Origin of the sequence: Citrobacter sp. CK188 (assembly GCF_030333525.1) — a bacterium.
Taxonomy (GTDB): Bacteria; Pseudomonadota; Gammaproteobacteria; order Enterobacterales; family Enterobacteriaceae; genus Citrobacter_B; species Citrobacter_B koseri.
This window is the reverse complement of the sequence record NZ_JAOWFU010000028.1, coordinates 66,912-89,339: the sequence shown is the minus strand read 5'-3', so window position 1 is coordinate 89,339 and position 22,428 is coordinate 66,912. Positions and strand designations below refer to the sequence as shown.

General features: G+C 40.4%; 24 protein-coding genes and 2 pseudogenes. 13 read left to right on the top strand and 13 right to left on the bottom strand.

Going from position 1 to position 22,428, the window contains the following annotated elements:
* Positions 1 to 18: 18 nt before the first annotated feature.
* The 5 genes from OGV67_RS05385 to OGV67_RS05365 all read right to left on the bottom strand — a co-directional run bounded on the left by OGV67_RS05385 (position 19) and on the right by OGV67_RS05365 (position 5,076).
* Positions 19 to 1,166 (bottom strand): IS3 family transposase gene (locus tag OGV67_RS05385; protein ID WP_286464973.1). Its coding sequence is split into 2 segments (ribosomal slippage): positions 19 to 929 and positions 929 to 1,166, totalling 1,149 coding nucleotides; the frame shifts between segments, so codons are not numbered across the junction.
* 602 nt (positions 1,167 to 1,768) lie between these two features.
* Positions 1,769 to 2,581, bottom strand: coding sequence for a hypothetical protein (locus tag OGV67_RS05380; RefSeq protein ID WP_286465062.1), 813 nt, complete (start codon positions 2,579 to 2,581; stop codon positions 1,769 to 1,771).
* A gap of 96 nt (positions 2,582 to 2,677) precedes the next feature.
* Positions 2,678 to 3,025 carry a hypothetical protein gene (locus OGV67_RS05375; protein WP_286465060.1) on the bottom strand — a complete coding sequence of 116 codons (348 nt, stop codon included), beginning with the start codon at positions 3,023 to 3,025 and terminating at the stop codon, positions 2,678 to 2,680.
* A gap of 547 nt (positions 3,026 to 3,572) precedes the next feature.
* Positions 3,573 to 3,917 carry a hypothetical protein gene (locus OGV67_RS05370; RefSeq protein ID WP_131618421.1) on the bottom strand — a complete coding sequence of 115 codons (345 nt, stop codon included), beginning with the start codon at positions 3,915 to 3,917 and terminating at the stop codon, positions 3,573 to 3,575.
* Complete coding sequence (locus OGV67_RS05365; RefSeq protein ID WP_135565845.1) at positions 3,904 to 5,076, bottom strand: hypothetical protein; 1,173 nt, start codon at positions 5,074 to 5,076, stop codon at positions 3,904 to 3,906. The genes OGV67_RS05370 and OGV67_RS05365 overlap by 14 nt, the downstream gene beginning before the upstream one ends.
* Before the next feature lie 1,125 nt (positions 5,077 to 6,201).
* Between OGV67_RS05365 and OGV67_RS05360 the strand changes: the two genes are divergently transcribed.
* From OGV67_RS05360 to OGV67_RS05330, 7 genes are all read left to right on the top strand, one after another.
* Positions 6,202 to 6,642 carry a hypothetical protein gene (locus OGV67_RS05360; protein ID WP_134688098.1) on the top strand — a complete coding sequence of 147 codons (441 nt, stop codon included), beginning with the start codon at positions 6,202 to 6,204 and terminating at the stop codon, positions 6,640 to 6,642.
* 15 nt (positions 6,643 to 6,657) lie between these two features.
* Positions 6,658 to 7,611, top strand: a complete 954-nt coding sequence (locus OGV67_RS05355; RefSeq protein ID WP_286465052.1) for an ankyrin repeat domain-containing protein — start codon at positions 6,658 to 6,660, stop codon at positions 7,609 to 7,611.
* A gap of 201 nt (positions 7,612 to 7,812) precedes the next feature.
* Complete coding sequence (locus OGV67_RS05350) at positions 7,813 to 8,220, top strand: ATP-binding protein (RefSeq protein ID WP_134688096.1); 408 nt, start codon at positions 7,813 to 7,815, stop codon at positions 8,218 to 8,220.
* Positions 8,217 to 9,416, top strand: coding sequence for a relaxase/mobilization nuclease domain-containing protein (locus tag OGV67_RS05345; RefSeq protein WP_286465048.1), 1,200 nt, complete (start codon positions 8,217 to 8,219; stop codon positions 9,414 to 9,416). Before OGV67_RS05350 ends, OGV67_RS05345 begins: the two co-directional genes overlap by 4 nt.
* A gap of 189 nt (positions 9,417 to 9,605) precedes the next feature.
* Entirely contained in the window at positions 9,606 to 9,878 is a 273-nt protein-coding gene (locus OGV67_RS05340) for a hypothetical protein (RefSeq protein WP_004114852.1), read from the top strand.
* A gap of 48 nt (positions 9,879 to 9,926) precedes the next feature.
* Positions 9,927 to 10,313, top strand: a complete 387-nt coding sequence (locus OGV67_RS05335; RefSeq protein ID WP_109176910.1) for an SEN1984 family lipoprotein — start codon at positions 9,927 to 9,929, stop codon at positions 10,311 to 10,313.
* Positions 10,314 to 10,339: 26 nt separating this feature from the next.
* Complete coding sequence (locus OGV67_RS05330; RefSeq protein WP_286465044.1) at positions 10,340 to 10,660, top strand: cell wall-binding protein; 321 nt, start codon at positions 10,340 to 10,342, stop codon at positions 10,658 to 10,660.
* A 137-nt stretch (positions 10,661 to 10,797) separates the two neighbouring features.
* On the opposite strand, the gene OGV67_RS05325 is transcribed toward OGV67_RS05330, so the two are convergent.
* A complete protein-coding gene (locus OGV67_RS05325; protein WP_001274226.1) occupies positions 10,798 to 11,223 on the bottom strand; it encodes a hypothetical protein in 426 nt (141 codons plus the stop codon).
* Positions 11,224 to 12,213: 990 nt separating this feature from the next.
* Here OGV67_RS05325 and OGV67_RS05320 point away from each other — a divergent pair.
* Entirely contained in the window at positions 12,214 to 12,777 is a 564-nt protein-coding gene (locus tag OGV67_RS05320; RefSeq protein WP_000072653.1) for a helix-turn-helix domain-containing protein, read from the top strand.
* Positions 12,778 to 12,847: 70 nt separating this feature from the next.
* Complete coding sequence (locus OGV67_RS05315) at positions 12,848 to 13,153, top strand: hypothetical protein (protein WP_109176916.1); 306 nt, start codon at positions 12,848 to 12,850, stop codon at positions 13,151 to 13,153.
* Positions 13,154 to 13,335: 182 nt separating this feature from the next.
* On the opposite strand, the gene OGV67_RS05310 is transcribed toward OGV67_RS05315, so the two are convergent.
* From OGV67_RS05310 to OGV67_RS05300, 3 genes are all read right to left on the bottom strand, one after another.
* A complete protein-coding gene (locus OGV67_RS05310) occupies positions 13,336 to 13,611 on the bottom strand; it encodes a hypothetical protein (protein WP_058648859.1) in 276 nt (91 codons plus the stop codon).
* 205 nt (positions 13,612 to 13,816) lie between these two features.
* The gene (locus OGV67_RS05305; protein ID WP_058648858.1) at positions 13,817 to 14,023 is read right to left on the bottom strand and encodes a helix-turn-helix transcriptional regulator; all 207 of its coding nucleotides are present in this window, start codon (positions 14,021 to 14,023) and stop codon (positions 13,817 to 13,819) included.
* A 122-nt stretch (positions 14,024 to 14,145) separates the two neighbouring features.
* Positions 14,146 to 15,000, bottom strand: coding sequence for a DUF6387 family protein (locus OGV67_RS05300; RefSeq protein ID WP_016246264.1), 855 nt, complete (start codon positions 14,998 to 15,000; stop codon positions 14,146 to 14,148).
* A 245-nt stretch (positions 15,001 to 15,245) separates the two neighbouring features.
* Here OGV67_RS05300 and OGV67_RS05295 point away from each other — a divergent pair.
* Positions 15,246 to 15,376 (top strand): annotated as a pseudogene (locus tag OGV67_RS05295) (IS3 family transposase); the annotation flags it as partial.
* 127 nt (positions 15,377 to 15,503) lie between these two features.
* On the opposite strand, the gene OGV67_RS05290 reads toward OGV67_RS05295, so the two are convergent.
* Entirely contained in the window at positions 15,504 to 15,587 is an 84-nt protein-coding gene (locus tag OGV67_RS05290; protein ID WP_502873430.1) for an ATP-binding protein, read from the bottom strand.
* Positions 15,588 to 15,743: 156 nt separating this feature from the next.
* Between OGV67_RS05290 and OGV67_RS05285 the strand changes: the two genes are divergently transcribed.
* Positions 15,744 to 16,736: an ankyrin repeat domain-containing protein gene (locus tag OGV67_RS05285; RefSeq protein ID WP_109176913.1), complete on the top strand. Its 993-nt coding sequence runs from the start codon at positions 15,744 to 15,746 to the stop codon at positions 16,734 to 16,736.
* Positions 16,737 to 17,096: 360 nt separating this feature from the next.
* Here OGV67_RS05285 and OGV67_RS05280 read toward each other — a convergent pair whose 3' ends face one another.
* Genes OGV67_RS05280 through OGV67_RS05270 form a run of 3 tightly spaced genes read right to left on the bottom strand, consistent with a single transcriptional unit; the run spans position 17,097 to position 19,513 of the window.
* Positions 17,097 to 17,591 (bottom strand): hypothetical protein, encoded by a 495-nt coding sequence (locus tag OGV67_RS05280; RefSeq protein ID WP_129327692.1) that lies wholly within the window; start codon positions 17,589 to 17,591, stop codon positions 17,097 to 17,099.
* 54 nt (positions 17,592 to 17,645) lie between these two features.
* Positions 17,646 to 18,869, bottom strand: coding sequence for a helix-turn-helix domain-containing protein (locus OGV67_RS05275; RefSeq protein ID WP_109176914.1), 1,224 nt, complete (start codon positions 18,867 to 18,869; stop codon positions 17,646 to 17,648).
* The gene (locus tag OGV67_RS05270) at positions 18,866 to 19,513 is read right to left on the bottom strand and encodes a hypothetical protein (protein WP_109176915.1); all 648 of its coding nucleotides are present in this window, start codon (positions 19,511 to 19,513) and stop codon (positions 18,866 to 18,868) included. The genes OGV67_RS05275 and OGV67_RS05270 overlap by 4 nt, the downstream gene beginning before the upstream one ends.
* A 334-nt stretch (positions 19,514 to 19,847) precedes the next feature.
* On the opposite strand from OGV67_RS05270, the pseudogene OGV67_RS05265 reads away from it, so the two are divergent.
* Positions 19,848 to 20,078, top strand: a pseudogene (locus tag OGV67_RS05265) (LysE family translocator); the annotation flags it as partial.
* Positions 20,079 to 20,562: 484 nt separating this feature from the next.
* Positions 20,563 to 21,768 carry a DUF4236 domain-containing protein gene (locus OGV67_RS05260; protein WP_115614504.1) on the top strand — a complete coding sequence of 402 codons (1,206 nt, stop codon included), beginning with the start codon at positions 20,563 to 20,565 and terminating at the stop codon, positions 21,766 to 21,768.
* Positions 21,769 to 22,428: the final 660 nt, after the last annotated feature.

The window sequence follows — 22,428 nt, the reverse complement described above, 5'->3', positions numbered from 1 at the left end:
TGAATCGCCACGGATAATCTAGACACTTCTGAGCCGTTGATAATATTGATTTTCATATTCCGTCGGTGGCATCTGATCACTCGAACCATGCCGACGCTTACTGTTATAAAACATTTCGATGTAATCAAAAATATCACTACGGGCTTCTTCCCGCGTTCCGTAGATCTTTTTCTTTATCCGTTCACGCTTCAGTAGCTGGAAAAAACTTTCTGCAACTGCGTTGTCGTAACAGTTACCACGACGACTCATACTGCCCTCCAGTCCATGTGATTTCAGGAACGACTGCCACTCGTGGCTTGTGTACTGACTACCTTGATCAGAATGAACCAGCACCTGTTTTCGAGGATTACGTCGCCACACGGCCATCAGAAGTGCATTCAGGACAATATCTTTTGTCATCCGGGATTGCATTGACCAGCCGATAACTTTGCGCGAGAACAGGTCAACAACCACGGCCAGATACAGCCAGCCTTCGTGGGTTCGGATGTAGGTTATGTCCGTTACCCAGCGTTCATCCGGTGCATCTGGATTGAACTGTCGCTGGAGTCTGTTGGGTGTCACGAAATTAGCTTCACCTTTATGCGCTCGCGGGCTTCGATACCCGACCTGAGCCTTTATCCCGGCAAGCTTCATCAGCCGCCAGACCCGGTTAATCCCGCACTGTTGCCCGCTATCTCGCAGGTCGAGATGGATCTTGCGATAGCCATAAACGCACCCGGACTCCAGCCAGAACTGTTTGATTTGTCCTGTCAGCCTGAGATCCGCCTGATGCCGTGGTGAATGCGGCTGCTGAAGCCATGTGTAAAACCCACTCGGATGAACATTCAGCACCCGACAAAGCAGACGAACAGGCCAGCAACAGGAGTTGTCACGGATAAAGGCGTACCTCAGCCGGACAGCTTTGCGAAGTACGCCGCGGCTTTTTTTAATATGTCCCGTTCGTCAGTAACCCGCTTCAGCTCCTTCTGGAGTCGGCGGATCTCGGCCTGAGCATCTGACTGCTCTTTACTGGTGGAAGAATCTGGTCCGTACTTCTTTATCCAGGCGTAAAGGCTATGGGTGGTGATGTCGAGACGTGTTGCAACGCTGGAAACAGAGTGGCCACGATCAACAACCTGTTTGACTGCTTCAATTTTAAACTCTTCAGGATAACGCTTACTGCTCATGTGCACCTCTCTTTAAGCCATTTTAAATGACTCTGAGGTGTCTGTTAAATCCGTAGCGATTCAAAGTGAAGAATTTAAACAACCGTTTCATTTAGCTTCCTTTGAGCTACTAAAACAATGAATTTGGTGTTTCTCCTAAACTATAAGAGAAGTTGTTAAAATCATTGTAAGCGAAGCATTTAAACAGCCTTTTCATTTAGCTTCCTTTAAGCTACCAAAGCGATGGACTCGGAACTTCTCCTGAACTGCAATAGAAGCTTTAAAATAAATGCAAACGAAGCTTTATGTATTTATATAATAACATCGTCCACTACGATTTTTTATTATTATACGAAATGAAGCAAGGGCTAACTCTGCGAAGCCGCTGCGCTTGCTTCTTCGAGTTCCCCTTGCTTTTCAGCCCTTCGGTTAGAAAAGAACAGCCAGACCCAGTAAGTACATATCCATTGAACTGTGGCCAATCTTTTGCGACACATTGCTATAGAATGGTCGATTTTGGCACGGAGCGTTCAAGCTAACTGAGCTGAAGGTCCGTTGTGAGCGAGGAACGTACGTTAATGCCTGAATCAGGTTTCACCGTAGGCGTCACCTGGATTTACTAGTTAGACAATATTTGGCACTTTATCTTTTATAGTTTTTTTGTACATATCGTAAGGATACATTCCATTAAACTTCATGTTTTTCATACCCGGCAATGGCTCTGTAGACGCATGAACAGCAACAGGTGAAAACTTGAATTTTGTTTCATTAAGTTCTATCAGTTGGGCAGGAAATATTTCTTGGATGAGATTCATCTCGGATGCGCCATACTTAAGCATAAGATGCTTTGGAATTCCTTGAGCTTTCATTAGCATCCTGATTTCAGGACTGATAATGTCTTCTATAGTTGATGTTGTTTTGACAGCATTTTTCACCATGATAATTTCAGGGATATAGTTTTTTTTAGTACCTGTGTATGGTTGCTGCTTCAAGCTGATATCCACTATAGAGAATGGTGGAGCAAATACCCAAGCATGTCCTGCGGTAAATTCACCATGGTCTGATGACCAGTAGTATGTTGTTTCCTCGTTAGACTTTTTTGGAAAATCAATTGTGCAAGAGCCTTTAATGCAAGCACACCATATACCTTTACGTTCCAGTATACGAGCAAGAATTCCTGATATATCCACACAAGCACCTTGACGACCATTATCTAATAGCTGTTTGCTTAAAATTTTTGCCACATCAGAAATTATAAGCTCTGCCTTTTCTAGATATTCATTAGTGTATGACTTTTCTGCTACAAATTTTGCAAACTTAATCAAGTAGCTTGGATCTCGTTGCTCTTCCTTAATAAAGTTTGGATGATCATAAAAATCTGGTTTATCTGTAGGAATCCCTTTTTTATGAAATTCCTTTTCTAATTCACTGAACATAGATATTTACTCTGATTCGCCTAACGTCGCTAAGACGTGCAGGTTTGTAGTGGAGGCGACGCCGCAACGAAGAAACTGTCGCCGTGATTGGCATTGTTATGCCCCATTTACTTTAACTTGGATTTTGAGCCCGGCACTTTCGACTGATTGTTGTTGATCAGCTTGTGATAGAAATTCACAGTTACATGGATTGTTGATTTGGTTGACCGTGTAACCATGCTTTTTACTGTAGCCATCCACCCAACTAAGCGCATAAGCAAACGCGGCTTTGGAATCCTGAAACTGCTGATGAAAAGTAACCGTTGATACAAAGGGTGGATTAAATTCAGAGTCGTAAACAAACACCTCTGTAAAAAATGGTGCAGTTCCTGTCGGAGAAATAATATGCAGCTTGTAGAAGACTTTTTTATCCGTGTGAAAATCAACTTCTTGGATTGGAACCATCTGGATTCTCCTTTTGGGGCATAATGTTCGCAGCACAGGCCAAAAACTTGTTGAAATTTAGACACAAAAAGTGTGCTATTTTCCCTGCGTTTATTTGGCTAATTTTTGACCGGCACGTTCTAAAGCGTGCCAGAGATTGTTCTTTGCAAATAGAGTGAGACCTATAATAGAAATATATAATTTCGTTTTCTGGGAATGGATTCGTTAATCATAGACTCTCCTTTGTGTAGGAATCCGGCTGTACAATGCATTAATCTTTTGTATGGTACACATTTTTATAGCCATAATAATGTTCTGAATTATAGGTAAATGTGATCTACCCCCCAGTATTAGATACATACCTCAGTTAGCAATATCTTTGTTGTTGACCATGACTCCTTTGGCTAAGATAAGTCACTGTAGCAACTTCCGCTTCTGGCACGGAGCGGACATGCTGATGTGAATCATCCGATGTGAGCGATGATCGGAAGTTCGCAATGATTCTTATCACCTAGGCTGCCTTACTAGCAGAGCGGTGTGTTAATCAGTGGGAACAGATCACAATATTTTATTTCTTCAACTTTCTCCTTATTTCAAAAACTGCGTCATATGCATTACCTGTTGGTTTTTTTTCACAATAATTCACAATATATTCTTTCATTGTCGCAAGATCTATATTCGGAAAATTCTCCTCACCAGTACTCATGTTTACTGCCGTAGTAAACCCCGCAAGCCACCCCATCAAAGTAGAAGTCCATAAACTTGACGGTAACAAACTATCTTTATCATCCCTTTCATTTTTGGTATATTCATTCCATACTTTGCATGAACCATAGGAACTGAAAACCGTATAAGAACTTGCATTAAATGCAACGAAAAAAAGTATAAACAAAGACGCCTTAAATATATTCATTAGCTTGACCTTCAGTAAAGAATATTTTTCGAAAAATAGAGAACTCAGCAGCTAGCAATGACATTGATTGAATGATATTTATAAAACCGCACACAAACAATATCATTAAGTTAAAGATGTTTAGACTATTGAAAATTCTGAGCGCACCTAAATAAAAAGGAGCGGTCATTAGTAATAAAAGTGTCAATATCACACCCGCTCTAAATAAAAAGCATATTACAGAAATCGATCTGTTTTGTTTTATTGTTGCAGGATCTCCAATTCTCATTCGGTTGAAATCATCTATTTCCTTCTGGCTTTCAAGCATATCCCTGTCGATAAAATAATAAATATTTAAGATGTGAGGGTATGACTTGGCAATATTCTTCACCTTTTTTATATAGTAAACCTCTCTAATTCTTGTCATTGAGAGAGAACCAATCCATATAACTAGCAGTACTGGCATGAATATTATTCCAGCACTTTCAATGTTATATAATGAAACCTTTGATTTCATATCACCTAATGAAAAAGGTATCTGTATTGGAGTATCTACGTCGAAGACTTTAACTGAACCACTATCAAAAATCTTGATGCTATTTTTGGCATCTATTAATACTTCATTTATTGGTAAATCGACTTTACTTAGATAGGTATTTATTAAATCCTTGTCCCCATAAAGATTTTTGTAAACTAATGAATAATAAAATTCGTTATATACATCCTTTGCCCCTTCAATAGACAATGAGTTTTTAAGTCCTAATTTACTTCTAATTAAATTTATATTTTTAACATCAAGGTCGTCATACGAACTTGGTTTTTCTTCAAGTTTTTTCTCAATATTTATTTCAGGTAAGCCTAGTTTGACTCTGCTTTTGTTAATATTCTTTATTTCAAGTCTTTTCTTGTCCTCTTCCTCTTTTTTCTGTGCATCTGTTTTCTTTTTATTATCATCCACATACTGCTTATATTTTCCCTGAAGTACTTTTGCAACGTCGAGAGATTCTCGGCTTTCATTAATTCCCTCAATAAAACCTGTAAGCATGGTTTTCTTTAAACCATTATTATCTAATGTAATTGCTGATGATAAAAAATAAAAAAAGAAACTAGCTAAAATTATTAGCACACTTGAGTAAAGCAATCTCTCTACTCTTTTACCTACTTCTGATAAATGTTCCATAATAATCTTCTACATATAAAGTTTAAATATGATAAAAACATTGGGGAAATTTTCATAACTAGTTGATATAAAATATCACTATACGCAGTCATGATACCAAAGTAGTTAAACTCTTCCCAGAGCAGGATAACAAATAAGATAAAATAGGTGAGCAAACGACGGCGGCGAGCCAGAATGGATAGATCTCAGGATAACGGGCAAACTTGAGTGCTCTCCAATGTCCGCTTCTGGCACTAAACGGACGAGCTTAGTGAGCTGAAGGTCTGCTGTGAGCGAGAGAGGGTCATTCGCTCCCTGAGAATTACACTTTGAAGTGAGTCAGGGTATGCGCTTACTGGTTACGAATATTGAGCGAGAATCACGTGAGGATCGCCGGTTTTCTTTCGAGCAGTAGGTGCTCTGAACCTACCCACATGATGTGTACGCGGCCCTAAGCAAAGTTCTGGTTTTCAAACTATTTCGGGCTGAGACCGATCCTACCTGCGAATATTAGACACGCGACTAAGAGAGTAGACTCTTTGCCAGCGTGCCGAAAATACCTCCCTTTTGATAGGAATGATTATCCCTGATAATCAACTATCGATCAGAGCAGCGGAGAAAGCAGGTCGTAAATGTTTTCTCAGATATGAATTTCTTAACTTTATTGGTACACATATGAACAATAGTTTGATTCGAATAAAAGGTTATACCTGAGCACAGAATAACTGAGATGATATGACCCAATTTTTCTCCTCACTCTAATAATCACACTATGGATAGAGTTGAAGCAATTTTTTATTGATGGAGCACTGTTACTGAAAAACCTTCATGCCATATAAAATTTCGAAAATGCTGCCCTGCTCTTTAAATAGCATACCCCCCAATTTATACTCCGCTCAACACCTGATATTTTTCAGTCTCTGTTCCTGACAATTATGTATCCCCTCCACAAACAAGAAAGTTTATTAATGATAAATAAAAAATAGCACTTTTTGATAAATATTATATTTCCTATATAAAACATCGAATTAAATTAATTAAATAAAAAGAAAACGCTTTCTTATTTTTAATCATTAAAAATAAATTTGATTTTTATTTAATTGATAATATATATTCATTTCATTCAAACAATAAAGGAGAATGAAAATGAAAAAACAAAATTACCCAACACTAACAAACTATCTTGCTAAAACAAAAAAGAATGCAGATCTCTACAGATTATATAACCCACAATTTTCTGTATTTAGCAAAACAGCCAATGAAGAACAGGATTTTTATTTTTGCTACTTCTCCAGACATATGATTACTCAGAGAAATATCTTAACCCTCTTTTCTATTCATACCTTTCTCTCTTACAACATAAGCAAGAAAGAGACAATTAAATCATTTGTTCATTTTCTCAGAAACGCGAACCATGATACCTTCAACAATGCATTCCAGTTTCGCGGGTGTAATATTATATATCAAAACAAGAAAAGAGAAGTTAAAGAGATCTCATGGTTTTCATTTTCACGAGTCTATGACGATATCGTAAAAATAAAAGAGTATGAAACCAACAACAACACTTACAACAAACTTGCAGCATAACAAAGGAGAATAACAATGAAAAAACACATAACAGATACATTATTTAACAGTCATTCCAGAGAGGACGTGCTGAATTGTATTAAAGCAGGAGTCGATATTAATGCAACAAATGAATACGGTGAGAATGCTCTTTTCTTTTGCCACCATATGAATGCTGTAAAAGCAATGATTGAAGCAGGCATAAAGGTAAATCATACAGACTATGATGGTAATAATGCATTGTTTAGTAATCACAATCCACAAGTGCTTGAATTACTGATCCATTCAGGCGTTAATATTCAGCATAAAAATAATAAAGGCCAGTCCTGTCTTCACTGGCAGCGCTACGACATAGATTGTGCGGAACTCCTCATAAACGCGGGCATTGATATCCACAGCACAGATAACGAAGGACAAACGCTTCTTTATAACCTCCTCGATCATGACGTCTTTGATTACTGGGTAAATAAAGGGTGTGACATAAACCATAGAGATTATGGCGGCAAAGCGGTGCTGGACCTTCCGACTGACAACGAGTGGTGGATATATGATTTCAGTATTAATGCCCTCAAACGCCATGTTGATAGAATAGACAGCACGCCAGTTTTATTTAAACATGTTTCAACTGAGGCGTTGCCTCTAATTGCTTTGCTTCATGAAAAAGGGCGTAATATCCTTATCGCCGAACACTGTACTTTCGCATTATATGTCAAAAACATGAAGTCCTTCTTTACCTCACTGAAAAAATATACCGATATCAGCCATGTTCAGTTTTATAATTGTTATCATGATAAACATATTGGTATCTACACCGGCATAGAGAGCGTGAAATGGTTTATTCGAAATGGTATCCGAATTGACGACGATATACTCAGACAGCGTTCCGACTCCGATAAGATTTTTTCTTATATCGCGGGAAGAGAGAAAAAAGACCTGTTAAAAGAAATGAAGCCAGAGATCCCCCGTGCACCTGTGCGAAAAAGACTCTAAAACTCTGGAGTAAACAACCCTTTTTTTAGTTTGAAAGGTTTCATTTAATGACCATTAATCTGATATATCCTCATGGGTATACTATTTGTCAAATGGTATACCTTTTTTAATCCAGCTAATTAAATTATTTACCCCGTAACAACTTGACTTATTTACTTCATCGGTTATCTGTAGTAATAAACATGAAATAAAAGGATAACTATGAACAGTGACATGAGTAATGATGATGATATAACCAGAGTATCAAAACGCGGTAAATTTCATACTGACAAACTTCCTGATAATGAAATACGACATCACTGTATCAGTGTCAGATTAAATGAAGAAGAGTTAATTATTCTCGACAGTAAAAGAGGTCAGTATAAAAAAGGTGAATGGCTCAGGATGGCTTCCCTGAATAAACTCCCACCGGTTCTGCCAGAAATCAATCGTGAAGCATGGATTAAACTCGGCAACCTTTCACAGGATTTAAATCGCCTGCTGAATCATCTCGACAGCAAAAGCCCTGACAGCGAACTGACCCGTACAGAACTCTTTGCCCTACGCCGACAAATCAAAACTCTTCGCGATCACCTTATTCCTACAAACTTTCTGGAGCCAGACCGATGAAAGGCATGCAGAAAATAAAAAGGGGTAAACAATTCACAGGTGTGGTTCTCTATAGCCTGAAGTCAGGTTCACACCACAAAATCACGCCTTATGTTATCGGTGGCAACATGACGGGCAACACTGCTGCTGAGCTTATAAGTGAATTTGAAGGCACCCGACTGCTGCGTCCCGATGTTGCCAAACCTGTCTGGCATAATTCGCTTCGTCTACCAAAGAGTGAGAGTCTGTCGACCAGACAGTGGGCTGCATTCGCTGACGATTATATGGCCCGAATGGGATTCACTGACACGCACCTTCGCTGTTATATCCTTCACAACGATGCTGACGGGCAGCATATCCATATCATTGGAAGTCGTATTAACATGGTCGGTGGAAAACTGTACCTAGGAAAAAATGAAAATCTTATCAGCACACGGATTATCAGTGAGCTGGAGAGAGTACACGGTCTCACCGAAACTACGGGTGTAATCGGTAGCCGCCGTCAGGATAAAAGGAAGCCCTCCCGCAACGAACTGATGATGGCAGAACGAACTGCAGCTCCCTGCCCTAAGTCACAGTTGCAAGCCCTGATCGACAAGGCATTAATCCAACGTCCCGATTTACTAACCTTTGTCCGCTTACTGGAACAGGAAGGAGTGACCTGCAAACCCAATATCGCCACAACGGGTAAAATGAATGGATTTTCATTTCAGCACCAGGACATCGCCTTTAAAGCTTCTCAGCTTGGAAAAAAATATGGCTGGTCTTCCCTGCAAACACTGATTGATTTCGTACCGGAACATCTGACTTTACTGAAACAAGCACAGGAGCCAACAGTACTTGCATCTGTGCCAGTGCCATCATGCGAGTCTGAAGAACAGGCTGCAAACCGGGAAACGATTCTGAAGAAAATCCATCAGCTTGAAGAAAAAATTCGCCTGGAAAGACAACAGGAGACAGTGGGTATCATTCAGCTCAGGAGCAAGCTGCACAATACAACCCGTCAGATACCCCGCCAGCGTCGCCTGAAGGCGTGGCTTTTATTACTCAGCCAAATTGTTGTGCTTCTCAGACGTAGAGGAATGTCACTGCTGCATGCAACAACACATCCTTTGCGCAATATTCTGCACCTGCACCTGTTGACACCCGCTCCTTTCACAGCCAGTCATTCTCTTCAGGAACAATCAGTTAGGAATAACCAGCACCACATACCATAAGGCGCATTAGTCCATAACGAAATGATAGTCAATAAATTATTGATCGTTTGTATAGATCAATAACGTAGTTATGATAGTTATAACCTATCACGAAGCAATCATCGATCGGTACAAGCAATTTTACTAAAGCGGGTCATTCATCGAAAATGTTCAAAAATACATCACCTTAAATCAGGCCATGGAGTCATGATGGATAATAAAACGATTAGCTGCCCCTTCTGCTTTACACAAAGCCCGCACGGCGTGCGAATTTGCAAAGGCTGCCATGCAAAAGTGGCCTATGGTGAAAGTCCTCTCAGTGTGGCATTCCTTTTTCAATTCGTGGCATTAGCTCTCGCCTGGTTAGTATTTTCATTGACCGGCAGCACTCCTGTCTCAGTCATTACGTTTTTTGCCAGCGTTATTATTCTTATCTGCATAATTAAAAAGACCTATGCAGACAGAGTTATCTTTATACGGTGATATTAATTTCACACCATAGCAAACATAAAAAATTAATATGAGTGACCTATGAACAAATTCATTACTTCTGCGTTTTTTATTTCCGCTTTAGTTATTTCTGGCTGTTCGACATCAGGCAATCAACATCTCAAAAACGAAACATCACAAAGTCTGCAGTCAAAAATCATCAAAAATAAAACAACGAAATCAGAAATAATTACCGCATTAGGTGAGCCCGAAACCAAGACTACACTTGATAGTGGCAATGAAGAATGGACTTATTCGATGGATAACAATCAGTTTGATGCCACCACATTTATTCCCCTTGTTGGGCTGCTGACGGGGGGCTCACAGACGCAGGCCAAAACGCTTGAAATCGAATTTAAAGGAGAAACTGTCAACAAATGGTCGTTCTCTGAAAATAAAAGCAGAATGAATACCGGTCTGATTCAATAACTCATCTTACAGCCAAGGAATTATTTATGAAAACTTATGCCGTTATCACACTCGTTACCGCTGTCTTTTTGCTGAGCGGCTGTAACAGCGAACCCACCGAACAGGATATTTACACGGCCATGCATAAGGTCGTGGAACAGACGAATGCTTTCGTGAAATCTATAGCAGGCAAGGATGTCCCAAAAGACGCACTGCGCGAATTAAAATCAGTCAAAAAGCATGACTGCGTAGAAGTATCTGATAAAAGCTATAAATGCAATGTGACGGCTATTGTCGATAACGAAAAGCGTACTGCTGCTGTAACCCTTGTCAAAACGGATGATGGCTGGCAGGTCGTTGATAAGTAAACCCACCATAAAGCCATCGCGACAGGCGGGACACCAAATGGGTGGCCCTGCCTTTTTTATTCTATATGGTATCCTGCAGGATACGCCTGCTCCATTTATCTCCAGTATCCCATGTCCTATCCACGCCGCTGTCGCTGTCACAATCTTTTCCTGATCACTGAGCCAGGAGGAGTATAAGCCAGAGAGCCTGTAATGCGTTTCTTTTCATACTGTGCCAGCAAATCAGCATAAGTATGCTCTGCTTCATCCAAATTGCCTGAAATATAATTCACGAGTGAATTCAGGCAATGCAGCAACGTGTCGCTATTTGCAAGCTTCCTGAGCAGCGTTGTGTTCAGGGTCGAAACGACTCCTGTAAACATCTGCATAATATTATCTACGTGATAACATGAATTGCGGTACTGCGCCCGTGAATAAAAATACTTCAGATGATACCCTGCGAAGAGAACATAAAGTTTTTTATAAAAGGCATTGTTATTAACGCTGTTGTGATGATGGGTTATAAATTTATCAACAACATGTATAAATTTTTCCTCCTGTGATAAAACATTAATAGCACTCATGATTTCCTCCATTCTTTTGTTTTTATAATTAAGTACTATCATCTTAAAAATTAAAATCAATAGTAAAATTAAAATATTTTATTATTGATATATATTTTATCCCCCCATAAATAAAAATAGCTTTTACTGTACTAAGGTGTGTCTTCCCGACTGTATTACTATTTCATATTTCAATTATCAGAGTTATTTCCCTATTGCAGATAAGAAACCCACAGGAATATTTTTTGAGAGCGTGCTACGCACTGGCTTACGCCCCTACTACCGATAAATGTTAATTATTTTTACCAAACAGTTGAAAAATCGTAATTTTGTCTCCCTGGCAGCGCCGCTGAGTGCCCACAGCACTCACTCGCTGAAGCAGAAAGGATTTTTCCGAAGGGTCCCGGCGTGAGCCGTAGTCAGCAGACGGTTAAAATCATGTATCGGTGTTCGCTTTCCCGATCAACTCAGACTCCTGATTTTTTTGCGCGAAGCGTATTTGTAATGACAGTTAACCTCAGTTCTATGAACTCGTGCGCGAAGCGTATTTATACTTTCAGAAAATACTGTAGTAATGTTCTGAAGCCCAATGGCGCAACATACAGTTGCGCAGGCTTCATTTCAGAAATGATATTATGTAAGAAAAGCAACAATAAAAGTGTTTTCATCAGGTACACCAAGGCCTTGAGTGTCGATCTAATGTAAAACAGTGGTTTCTTATTTCTTTATCACTCTTTTATCTTGCAGATCAAAATAGGAAATTAATCAATAAAATCATATCATTACGCAAAATCCGCTGTTGTTAATTTCAGCACCAAAAATTATTAATTACATACCAGGTGATGGTGAAATTTAGGACCCCTTGTTTTAAATCTGATAACCCATTACCCCCTACTAAATAATAAACGTAAAATTTAAAAGTAAATATAATTAAAATAATATCACTAACCCAGTTGACAAATGAATTAAATATGCCATATCTGTAATTACAATAATAAAAAAGGAGCCATTATGTCAAACACAAGTGTTATGTTAACTAAAGAACAAAAAGCAATTATTGCAGAAGCATTAGATGTTATGCCCGAAGATCTGGAAGAAATAAAAGTTAAAGCAAGTGCCTGTAAAAAGACATCCTTTCGTGACGATTTTTCGATGGTCTTTAAAGATAATACAGCCACACTCGCCAGAATGGATCTGACACCGACGGCATTCAGAATTGTTATTTATCTCTTCTCAGTCATTGATTATGGAAATATTATCCCTGACTTTTCACAGTCACGTACTGCCAGAGAGTTAGGACTGAATAAATCAAATGTTTCACGTGCATTCAGAGAATTATTTGAGAGGAAAATACTGATCCGTAACGCTGAAGACGGTCAGGTTTACCTGAATTCTAATTTATGTGTAAAAGGCATTCCTCATCGTTTCAATGAAGATCTGATGGATAAATTCAGTAAATCCAGACTTGAGACTGAAGATTTTGCCACTTCATTCAACTTTTATCGCGCAGGGCGCAAAACAAAGCCGGTAAAAAAATCCAGAAACAGATATCCAACTGACGGCATTCCCTTTTAAAAGACATAACAGCGCTGGTGATTTTATGCCCCACGCCAGCGAAAAATTTAACAAAATAAAGGATATCTTTATGAAGAAAAGACTCCCTGCTTACCTTTACCAGAATAAATTATCAGATGAACAACGCAATCTGAACAATACTGCTCACAATGCATTTTGGCTTCTCACATTAATCGCTTCATACACACCAGATAAAAGCACTGTTTACCTGAGTTTTCACCGTGCAACATCCATTGCACAACAGGAAGAGATACATATCACACCAGCCCGATTTTATCAGGCCATCGATAAACTGATTGATACAAATATTATTATGCGTACTGAATTTAAATACCAGTATCGTTTAAATCCTGAATTTTTCAGTTTTCCTAAATAAAACAATTAGGAAAACATTAAAACTATCTTTCCCAAAAATACTTTCCATAGCAAAATCCGCATATCCATTATAAATTACTACCAAAAGTATATCCATCCATTTTTACATCCCATTACCAGTAGAGTTAAGATAAAAAGGTACAGACTTATACTGACTGTACCCATGATAATTCGTTGCAAATTTCACGAATTATTACATGCATTATTTTTTCTGATAATATTTTTTTCATTAATAATGTGCTCAATACATTTCTGTACTTCGTCATTAATGGAAACCTCAGCGCCACCTACTTCAAGTATAGCATACAGCATAAAGATAAGGACACGATGAAACTCTATCTCTCCGACTGGATCCACATAATTACGATAACTTTCAATAGCCTCATAAAAACTATCCGGTGAAGTTACAAACGCACATACAAAATCTTTATCTTCCGGCACTCTGATTGAATTATTCATTTTAACTCTCCTGTACTTATTAATCTTGAATGTCATGGTAAAAAAGTCACCATGATTCTTACTACTAACTATTGCTATTACTGCTTAATACTAAAATTTGACCTAGTAATACTTATTAAGTATCAGGGGGGGGCTCTGCCCATTGCTGAATAGCACCATTTATTTTTAAACCCTGAATTTAACATTTTCATTATTAACTCCGTAATCAGGCTGCATTTTTACGTGAACGTTCAATTGCAGATGCGATCCATTCATCAACTTCGCTTTCGACAAATGCAATTGCACGCGTGCCAATTTTTATCGGTTTTGGAAATAAGCCTTCACTAATCAAGCGATAAATCCATGCTTTGCCATAGCCGGTTCTGTTCATAACTTCTGGCAAGCGAATTAGGCGGGTATTTTGATTGTTCATTTTATTTCCCCTTTGTCGTTGTGATGGGATCACTATACGAACAGTTGGGAAAAGAAAGGAGCGAGCTTCCTAACTGCAGGGTTACGATCTGCCCTGCAGTAGTAGACTTCGGGAATTCGGGATCAGTTAGAATCAGAGAGTTTCATCACATCTGAAACTCTCATATTTTTCAGGTGGGGATTTCGGTTCATGAAAAAATTGAACTGCCTAATGAAGTCTATCGTTGCAGCTTTCATCGCAAGCGGTCGATCCGAGTCTTTAATGTGATATCCTAAACGGGTAGTTGTTTCTTCATCTTCATCAGTATAAAGAAGCCGGGAGAGGCGATCATCTGAGATTCTTAGTTCTTTCCTTTTTGCCCAAAGTAAGATATCCAGCATCGCAACCAACCTGTAATTTATGATTTTTTTAATGGTTCCATAGCCGAAACGAACGATACCGGTTTCATTAACTTCCACTCCTTTTACCGATCTCCATTGTGGCAGGGCCGCTTTTATCGATTCGGCTATTTCATCGTCAGTACCACTACCAAGATCGATTTCAAGCAACACCGTTTTCTCACATAAGGGGGACAAGAGTTGTGACACATAAGCTTCGTGATGAGGCGCATTAACACAATATTCATCGTTTCCTTCCTCCCAAGTGAAAAGATTCACACTAAGGGCCATCACACTAAGTTCAGCAAGCCTGGTGATATCAGTGATAAAAATGTGTGGAGGACTGTAGAGAGTATCGTTAACTGTTGGATAATCGAGTTGCTTCCCTTTGAAAAGATGGGGGTTCCCACTGAAAATTTCAGTCATGTACACCCATAGCCCTTTCTTTTCTTCGTCAGTAGGCCCTGGCTTGTACAGAAGTGCTCTTGCCCAAAGTTCGTGATACAAGGCATTTAAACTGATGTCTTCGAGCTTGCGATAATTATCTATGTCAAGCCAAGCTTTGATTTCTTTAGTATGCTCTGGTGACCAGTTTTTCAAAATTCAAATCTCCTGCCTTCTTAAAGATTTAAGTCATACGAATAGAGTTCAGTTAGTTTGAAAAAACTACCGTATTCACTAATCGATGAAAAGCAGTTCCTGCCTGCAAGTTCACCTGTCAGAAGGAAGTTGAACGGAAAAATTTGTTATCTTTTAATGCACCTCGCCAGAGTGCACGCCCGGTTCTGAGAGGAGAGGCCGGGAAATAGTCCGACTACACTCTGCCTCTTACTCTGCTCTGGGCGCGAAAACACTGGGCGTATCTTGCCGTTGTTCTCGACCTGTTCGTCAGAAAACCGGTGGGGGAGCAATGTCATTCTCACCTGACAGCAAACTCACCATCAAAGCACTGGAAATGGCCAGAGAGCGCCGGGGGTCAACAACAGGTAACTTACTGCCTCCACCAACGACCTAATATTGATCCTGCTTGTTAACTCAGCAATAGCACCGGATTTCCGTTTTTACTTCAGTCGATAGATTTCTCCTTTTATTTGTACGACGTGTCAGTGATGTAAGGTCCAGTCCAACATTGCTGATGTAAGAACAGCATCTCCTGTGAAGGTTTTGTCCCATTGTCCGAATGGCAGGTTGCAGGCGTAAATTTACTGCAGGTGTTTCTGATGTATCCAAGAGTGGTTTGTTAAAATTTTACTCCCTTAAATCAGAAACGCCTGTCCCCGCTGTTGCATTTCACAGAATTTCTGATATCTAATAAATTAAAACATTTTTTCATGAGGGTGTTTATGGACTTATTAAAGTACTTATCAGAAAAGGGATTAACCGAAAGGGCTCTCGACTTCGTCACATCACAATTATTCTTCAATGCAGAGTCGCCTGATAACCTAAAGTACGCTTTAAAAGCGGGTTATGATATTAATACCGTTGATAGTAGCGGCAACAATGCTATTTTTGGCTGCAGAACACTGGAAGCACTGGATTTTCTACTTAGCAATGAAGTCAATATACACCATATCAACAAGGAGGGACAAAATGCGCTCTTTCATCAAAAAAATCCAGAAATTCTGAAGAAGCTGATTGAACTAGGTTTAGACACCTCGCATACAGATACTAAGGGCTATACCTGCATTTTTGCACATTACAGGGACCCTGAAGGACTACAAGTATTACTTAATGCAGGTTGTGATATAAATCACGTCGATAACAAAGAAAGAAATATTCTCTTCCTGCCCCTCTCCCCGGAAGTTTTATCCATAGCAATAGATTCCGGATGCAATGTCAATCATATTAATCATGCAGGAAAAGGTTTTATTGAAGAGGAATATGACGATGAGTTGCATAATATCATTCTCCGCCATATTGATAAATTTGAAAGAAGAACGTTGCATGTCGATTTTTGCAATACCAACTCAGTATTATTTTTATATGAACTCTCTGAATATGGATTCAAAATAGAGCTCAATAAAGACCGTTTCGTAATTAACAGTTACATTAGCGATTACAAAGATATTTTAAGCACTCTTGATTGTATCAGTGACATTCAAGATGTTAACTTCTATAATTATGACGGTGATCCTCTTTACAAAGATATCGATAAGCGAATTGTAAAGTGGATGATAAGAAATAATTTTCTCATTGATCTTACAAAAATTTCTGATGATAAAAATCATGATCATATATTAAAATACAAAACCAGTTACGAGCAAAAAGAAATATCCAGAAATTTAAAACATGCTAAAAATAAAATTGCAAAAGTCAAAAACGGTGGAAGGCTGTGATATTTATTCGCAGAGTGTTGTCTGAACCACCGAATTGAAGGCGTTGAGGGTATCCAGATCCGTTGTTAAGTCTTTATACATGTGGTCATACCTTTACCATTGATGGTGAAATATACAATTACCCTCCGAACATAAAGGGATGGGCATCATGACAAAACCCGGTGAAACAGATGATGATCTACTCACTCCAGACGAGGTATGCGGGCTCCTACGGATAACCCAAAAGACACTTTGTGAACGGAGCAATATGCACCGGTAACGCCAATTGCTGGCACCGTTCCGGTTTTCTGCGAAGGGGATGCGCTATGAACGGCGCAATCTGAAAGCGTTTATCGATAAATACCGCCGTAAGTATTAAATTTATTCTGGGGATGGGATTTTCCATCCCATAACTTCGAGTTCTCTACAAATGAATTGGTATGCAGGTAGTATCTCTTCCAGATTCGCATGTTTTTGTACGAAGATTGAAAAAGCCAGAACCGCACTCATTTTTTCTTTATAGAAAAAGTATTGTCTTAGTGGATGTTTATCTTCGCCATATGCTGGAAATTCGATCCCAGTATACTTATCCCCCATATTTTTATAGAATTGGTCCAAGGTAAGATCATAGATCTTTGAATCAACCTCTACCCAAAAATGATGATATAGCCTATTACGAGTAGAGCCATGTACTACTTTTATGATATCGTGGGTAAAAAAGTGGCTAAGAAGCATCCCCAGAAATACAGATGCACCTTGGCAACAATTCTCAGGAAACATGCCGAAGAATGGCACACCCGACTCATCAAAATAATCGAAATTTTCTTCAAAGACACTCCGCAGGTCTTTGGCAAGCTTTGTAACTAATCCGTCCATGATTGTTTCTACTATAAAGAAGCCATGCATTTAACATGCATGGCTACGTGAACCTTAAGAATTAGAGCGCTTAGGTGGTCTCGTAAATTGTACCAAAGCTCCTTTATGCTCGTTAGCCTGCTCTTCACGCCGCTCGGCCAGCATAGATTTTAATCTTGCCAGATGCACAACAGCAGCCTTCTTGCCGGTCAGATAGCCCTCTGGTAAACCAACCATCATTTCGACATCGATAGCAGACAATCCCGCAAAGGCAGCAAGCCGTTCAACTGAAATAATTCCAGAAGACGCCAACAATTCAATAGTACGTTTCAACAAACGTGGTTTTTCAGGCTCACGATAATCATCTCCCGGCTCTGATTTCACTCCCCAACGTGCTGAACGGCGTTTATAAAGATTTTGTTTCTCTTCTTCAGTAATAATATTCAGCACATGCAAACGCATGATGCTTGCCGCGACAGAAATACCGTAGCGTTGTTTAATTAAAAGCAAGCTATCTAATGTGACCGGGGTTCTAATTTCTTCGGCAAACGTCTCGGCAGGAAGCAGCAGCGCCCCCGCAAATTTATGAGCCTGGCTTTCCTTCAGCTTATAACGTTCAGCTTCGAGCTCGTTGCCAACGTAGCGGTGAAGGATTAGATGTCCAATTTCGTGAGCAAGGTCAAATCTGCTGCGAAAAGCATTACCTTTATCCGAAGAGAGGAGAACAAAAGGAACACTTAGAGTCTCACTCCAGGCGGAAAGCCCTTCAATCTGCGCGACACCTGTTTCCTCTCTGACAACGATAATACCGTTACTCTCTGCGGCTAAAGTAAGGTCCGGTATTTCCTTTGTACCAAGATTCCAAAGGGCACGGCACTCACTAGCGGCATCTTCGATATCTGCATCACTAATTTCATCGATGTTTGTAAAACTACGGTGCGGTAATTTTAGCTCCGGCAGATCTACAAACTCAGTCAGCTTAGTAACCAACTCATTAGCCCAATGGATTCGAGTTTCTAACATTGCTCGTGCTGCTACATGAGCTGATGCATTACTTCTGAACAGGGGCTTTGACATACCCGGCAACAGAGGGCGCGTAAACCATTCAGGAGTAACATTTACGACTGTAGCCAAGCGTTCTAGGGCTTCGGATTCTGGAGCCTGCTGGCCAGAACGCCATTTACTGATGGTTGCTGGCGATACGCCAACCATCGTAGCTAATTGAGTTTGGGACAGCCGCCGGGCGGCTAGTACTTGCACTAACCTATCCGGTTGAAATTCAGCGATGCCTCGGCTCATACATCATCTTCCTCGGTTCCATCTTTTTTGATAATGCTCTTTTTGAGTGCAGAGAATGCATTATCTTCTTGGAATGGAACTACATCATATCGGGTTAAAAAAAGTTCAAGTGGCTCATGGAAAACCCAGCTCTTCCCGTCAGAACTTGGAACGACAAGCTCTATAGACATCGGGGCTTCGGGTTGATTCTGCAATGAACCGGAAAAACGGCATACTACGAACAGTGTAGCTTTCGGTACATCAGAACCATCGGAGAATAAATCCGGTTGCACCACTTTTTCCACAGAAACGTTTTCGGCAATGAGCTCTTGCTTACGTTTGCTGCGAAATAGTCTCTTCCACTGGTTATCATTGTAGCTTTCACGAACAATCGTGAAAATACCGCTATGGCCTTCTACAATACGGTTACCACGCAGCTTGCCGGGATTACAACCGTTGGCCTCAAACACCTCATAAATAGTTTCATTCAGGTTTAAATGACGATCATAACCAAGCGCGGTCGCTCTGTGGTCTAGCTTCTTCTTTTGCGCATAATCGTAAGAACGCTTTGATGCCGCGTAAATCGCGTCAGAAAGGGCCATGAAGAGTTGTTTTTGAACATGCTGAACAATGAGATCTGCCACTTTTGATTTTTTCACGACCATTTCCTATCACTGTCACTGATAGACGTGATTTTACACCCATATTTTTTCGTGTGTCCACAAAAAAACATCAAAAAATTTCCTTTACGCGGAAAATAACATTGATGATGGTATTTATTTTATCGACCCGATAGTACCGAAGTTGTACTTTTGCTCTGAAATAAAGCGGTATAATAAGAGAATTGAGTCTATCCCGACGGGGAGAAAAGTGATCACGCCTTGCAGCTTGCCTCACCTATTTTCTCAAGGCGGTGACGTGTAAGGCGAACATGCATGAGTGCTCTAGAAAACCTGTTGGAATACTATCCTCTGTCTCTTGCGGCTCAACTGCAATGAGTTTGCTTTTCTTCCTCAGTTTGTCGATCCCGCCGCGGATCCTGTCTGCCTGCAATTTCTTGTCTTGGGCAGTATCCAGAAGCTGGCTGGAATTGTTTCCCTGAGGTCAGTCGTGAAGGCATCAGGAACATTTGAAAACTGGCTAGGTAAACACCCAAGCGTTGTCATGATAAGCCTCGGTATCCGCATGTTGTTTAGCGGGTCTGGTGTCGTATCGATATCTGCCAGTTAAGTTTTGCCGAAACGGTAAACCCAGTGTCCGCACCTAGCTCATAGCAGACATGACTACACTGGCATGTTATTTTGAATTCACTTGGCGTACTGGAACCATTCAACGTGCTATGGTTATATTTTAAGGTTCCTTTTTGGAACCCTCTACGAAATGAATTTAAATTAAAATATTAAATATCAACAAGATATAATTCAAAGCACAGAGACGCCAGCCCAGGACAGCACTAATAAAAACAGAAAGTTAGCGGTCTCAGCAGGACACCGACCAGACGGTGAGGGGACAAAAAAGGATACGCAAAGGAGCCGCGGCTCCCGAGTGACAAAAAAGCCCGCTGATGCGGGCTTTTTCGTTTTACTTCACCAGCAAGCAAACCGCCGCATCATGGCGGTATGAAGATGAGCTAAGGATAGGCTTTTGTATCAGCTCAATGTTCATATAAAAACATTTCGAACTTTGGTGCACAAAACTACATAGGGATAACTTCATGTCTCTTCGTTTCAGACAAACCTTTACTCTGTTTCCTGGCGTTAGGCTCAACATTGGTAAGCGTGGAATAAGCGCAAGCATCGGTGTACCTGGTGCAACTGTCAATGTTGGGAAAAAAGGACTCAGAGCGACCGTCGGACTACCGGGTACAGGCTTATCTTATACTACACCTACCCTGCCCTATGATGATGGGCACTCTGTTACCAATCCATTAATTCCGTCCTCCACAGAACCTCATTTTGGAATGCCGGAGGCATCCCCAAGTAACATCCCATCGAACGCTAAAATATATATGCCCATGGCTGGCATGAATGAAATTTCCAGCGCTTCGGTAGAAGTCCTGACAAGTTCCTCCCTTTTACCTTTACGAGATTTGATTGCTAAAGCGCGAGAACAAAGGGCAGAGATAAAAGCAGATCTACAAGAGGCTCTTACTGAAGAATCAAAACAAAAGAACGAGCTGGTTCGACGCAAATCAAGTCTATTCCGTTGGTTTTACAAACGACGCATCACAGAACTTGAGACAGAACTCCCCCTAACGCAAGCTGAGATATCTCGCCTGATATCCTGGGAAGGCAACACAAAAATAGCCATAACCTTCGAGAGCAGTGATACTTCACAGCGCGCATATGCAGCAATGGTCCGTGCATTCGATATATTAAAATCGAGTGTCAAAAAATGGGATATTACTGCAGATAAAGCTACAGACCAGTTTGCTGAAAGAACATTAGCAACCCGGTCTGTTAATCGTCACCCAGTTACCTTTGATTTCAGTTCAACGGATCTCATTCAATTTACAGGTCGTGCAATGCGGTTTGAAAATGTGAATGGCGACGATATTTTGCTTTATCCGGGAGTTGCAGTCATACCACGAGCTGATGGGGCGTTCGCTCTGATTGATTTACGCGAATTACAAGTCAGTTCAGAATATCGAAGATTCCATGAGGAAGAAGGTGTTCCCAGTGATTCACGCATAGATGGGCATACATGGGCGAAAACGAATAAGAATGGCTCGCCAGACCGTCGATTTAAAGACAACTACCAAATCCCTATTTGCATTTATGGAAATATTACTTTCCATCCTCAAACAGGGGTAACTGAAGAATATATGGTATCAAATGCAGATGCCGCGCAAGCCTTTGCTGAGGCAGTAAAATGCTATCAGACCTCACTCACTGAATCTGAAGCATTGGTACAAGCCTAACTTATCGCAGATATGGGGTGTCGGGGGGCGGAGGTTCAAATCCTCTCGTGTCGACCAAAATCCCTTAGAAAAACCAACCTCTTACGGTTGGTTTTTTTATGCCTGTTTTTTGCACGGGAAGCTTCGGGGTAAAACCGCTCTCCCTGTTCCAACGCCTGAACTCAGGACATTTGCCATCGTCAGCAAAGACCTGCCTGAACATCTGGTGCTTGAGTACAAAAACAGGCAGTAGGTTCCTGTACTGGCCCGGCTTTTTGATGATTCAGCACATGCTATTTCAGCTATAACAAACCTGAGCAAAAAGACGTGGCATTAATACTTAAAACACATTGATCCGTCATGCCGGGAAGATACAATCCACGGCGGCTGGCAACCATTCTATATTCGCACGCCAGCTGTCCGTACCATGCTCTTCCATGCGGCGTGGTTGCTACTCTATTAATTCTACTGATGAGAATCTTGCTGTAGATCGCATACGACCTTGCCGCTCTCACCACTTTCACAGCCTTCCTGTTACGCCATATAAAGCAACTCGATTGGGAATTTCCAGTTACTGACGCAAATACGGAACATACAATCACATACACATCTTTACATTTGGTGGTTTTCATGAATACTACTAAATGATTATGTTAACACGATGAAATTCAACGGATGAAA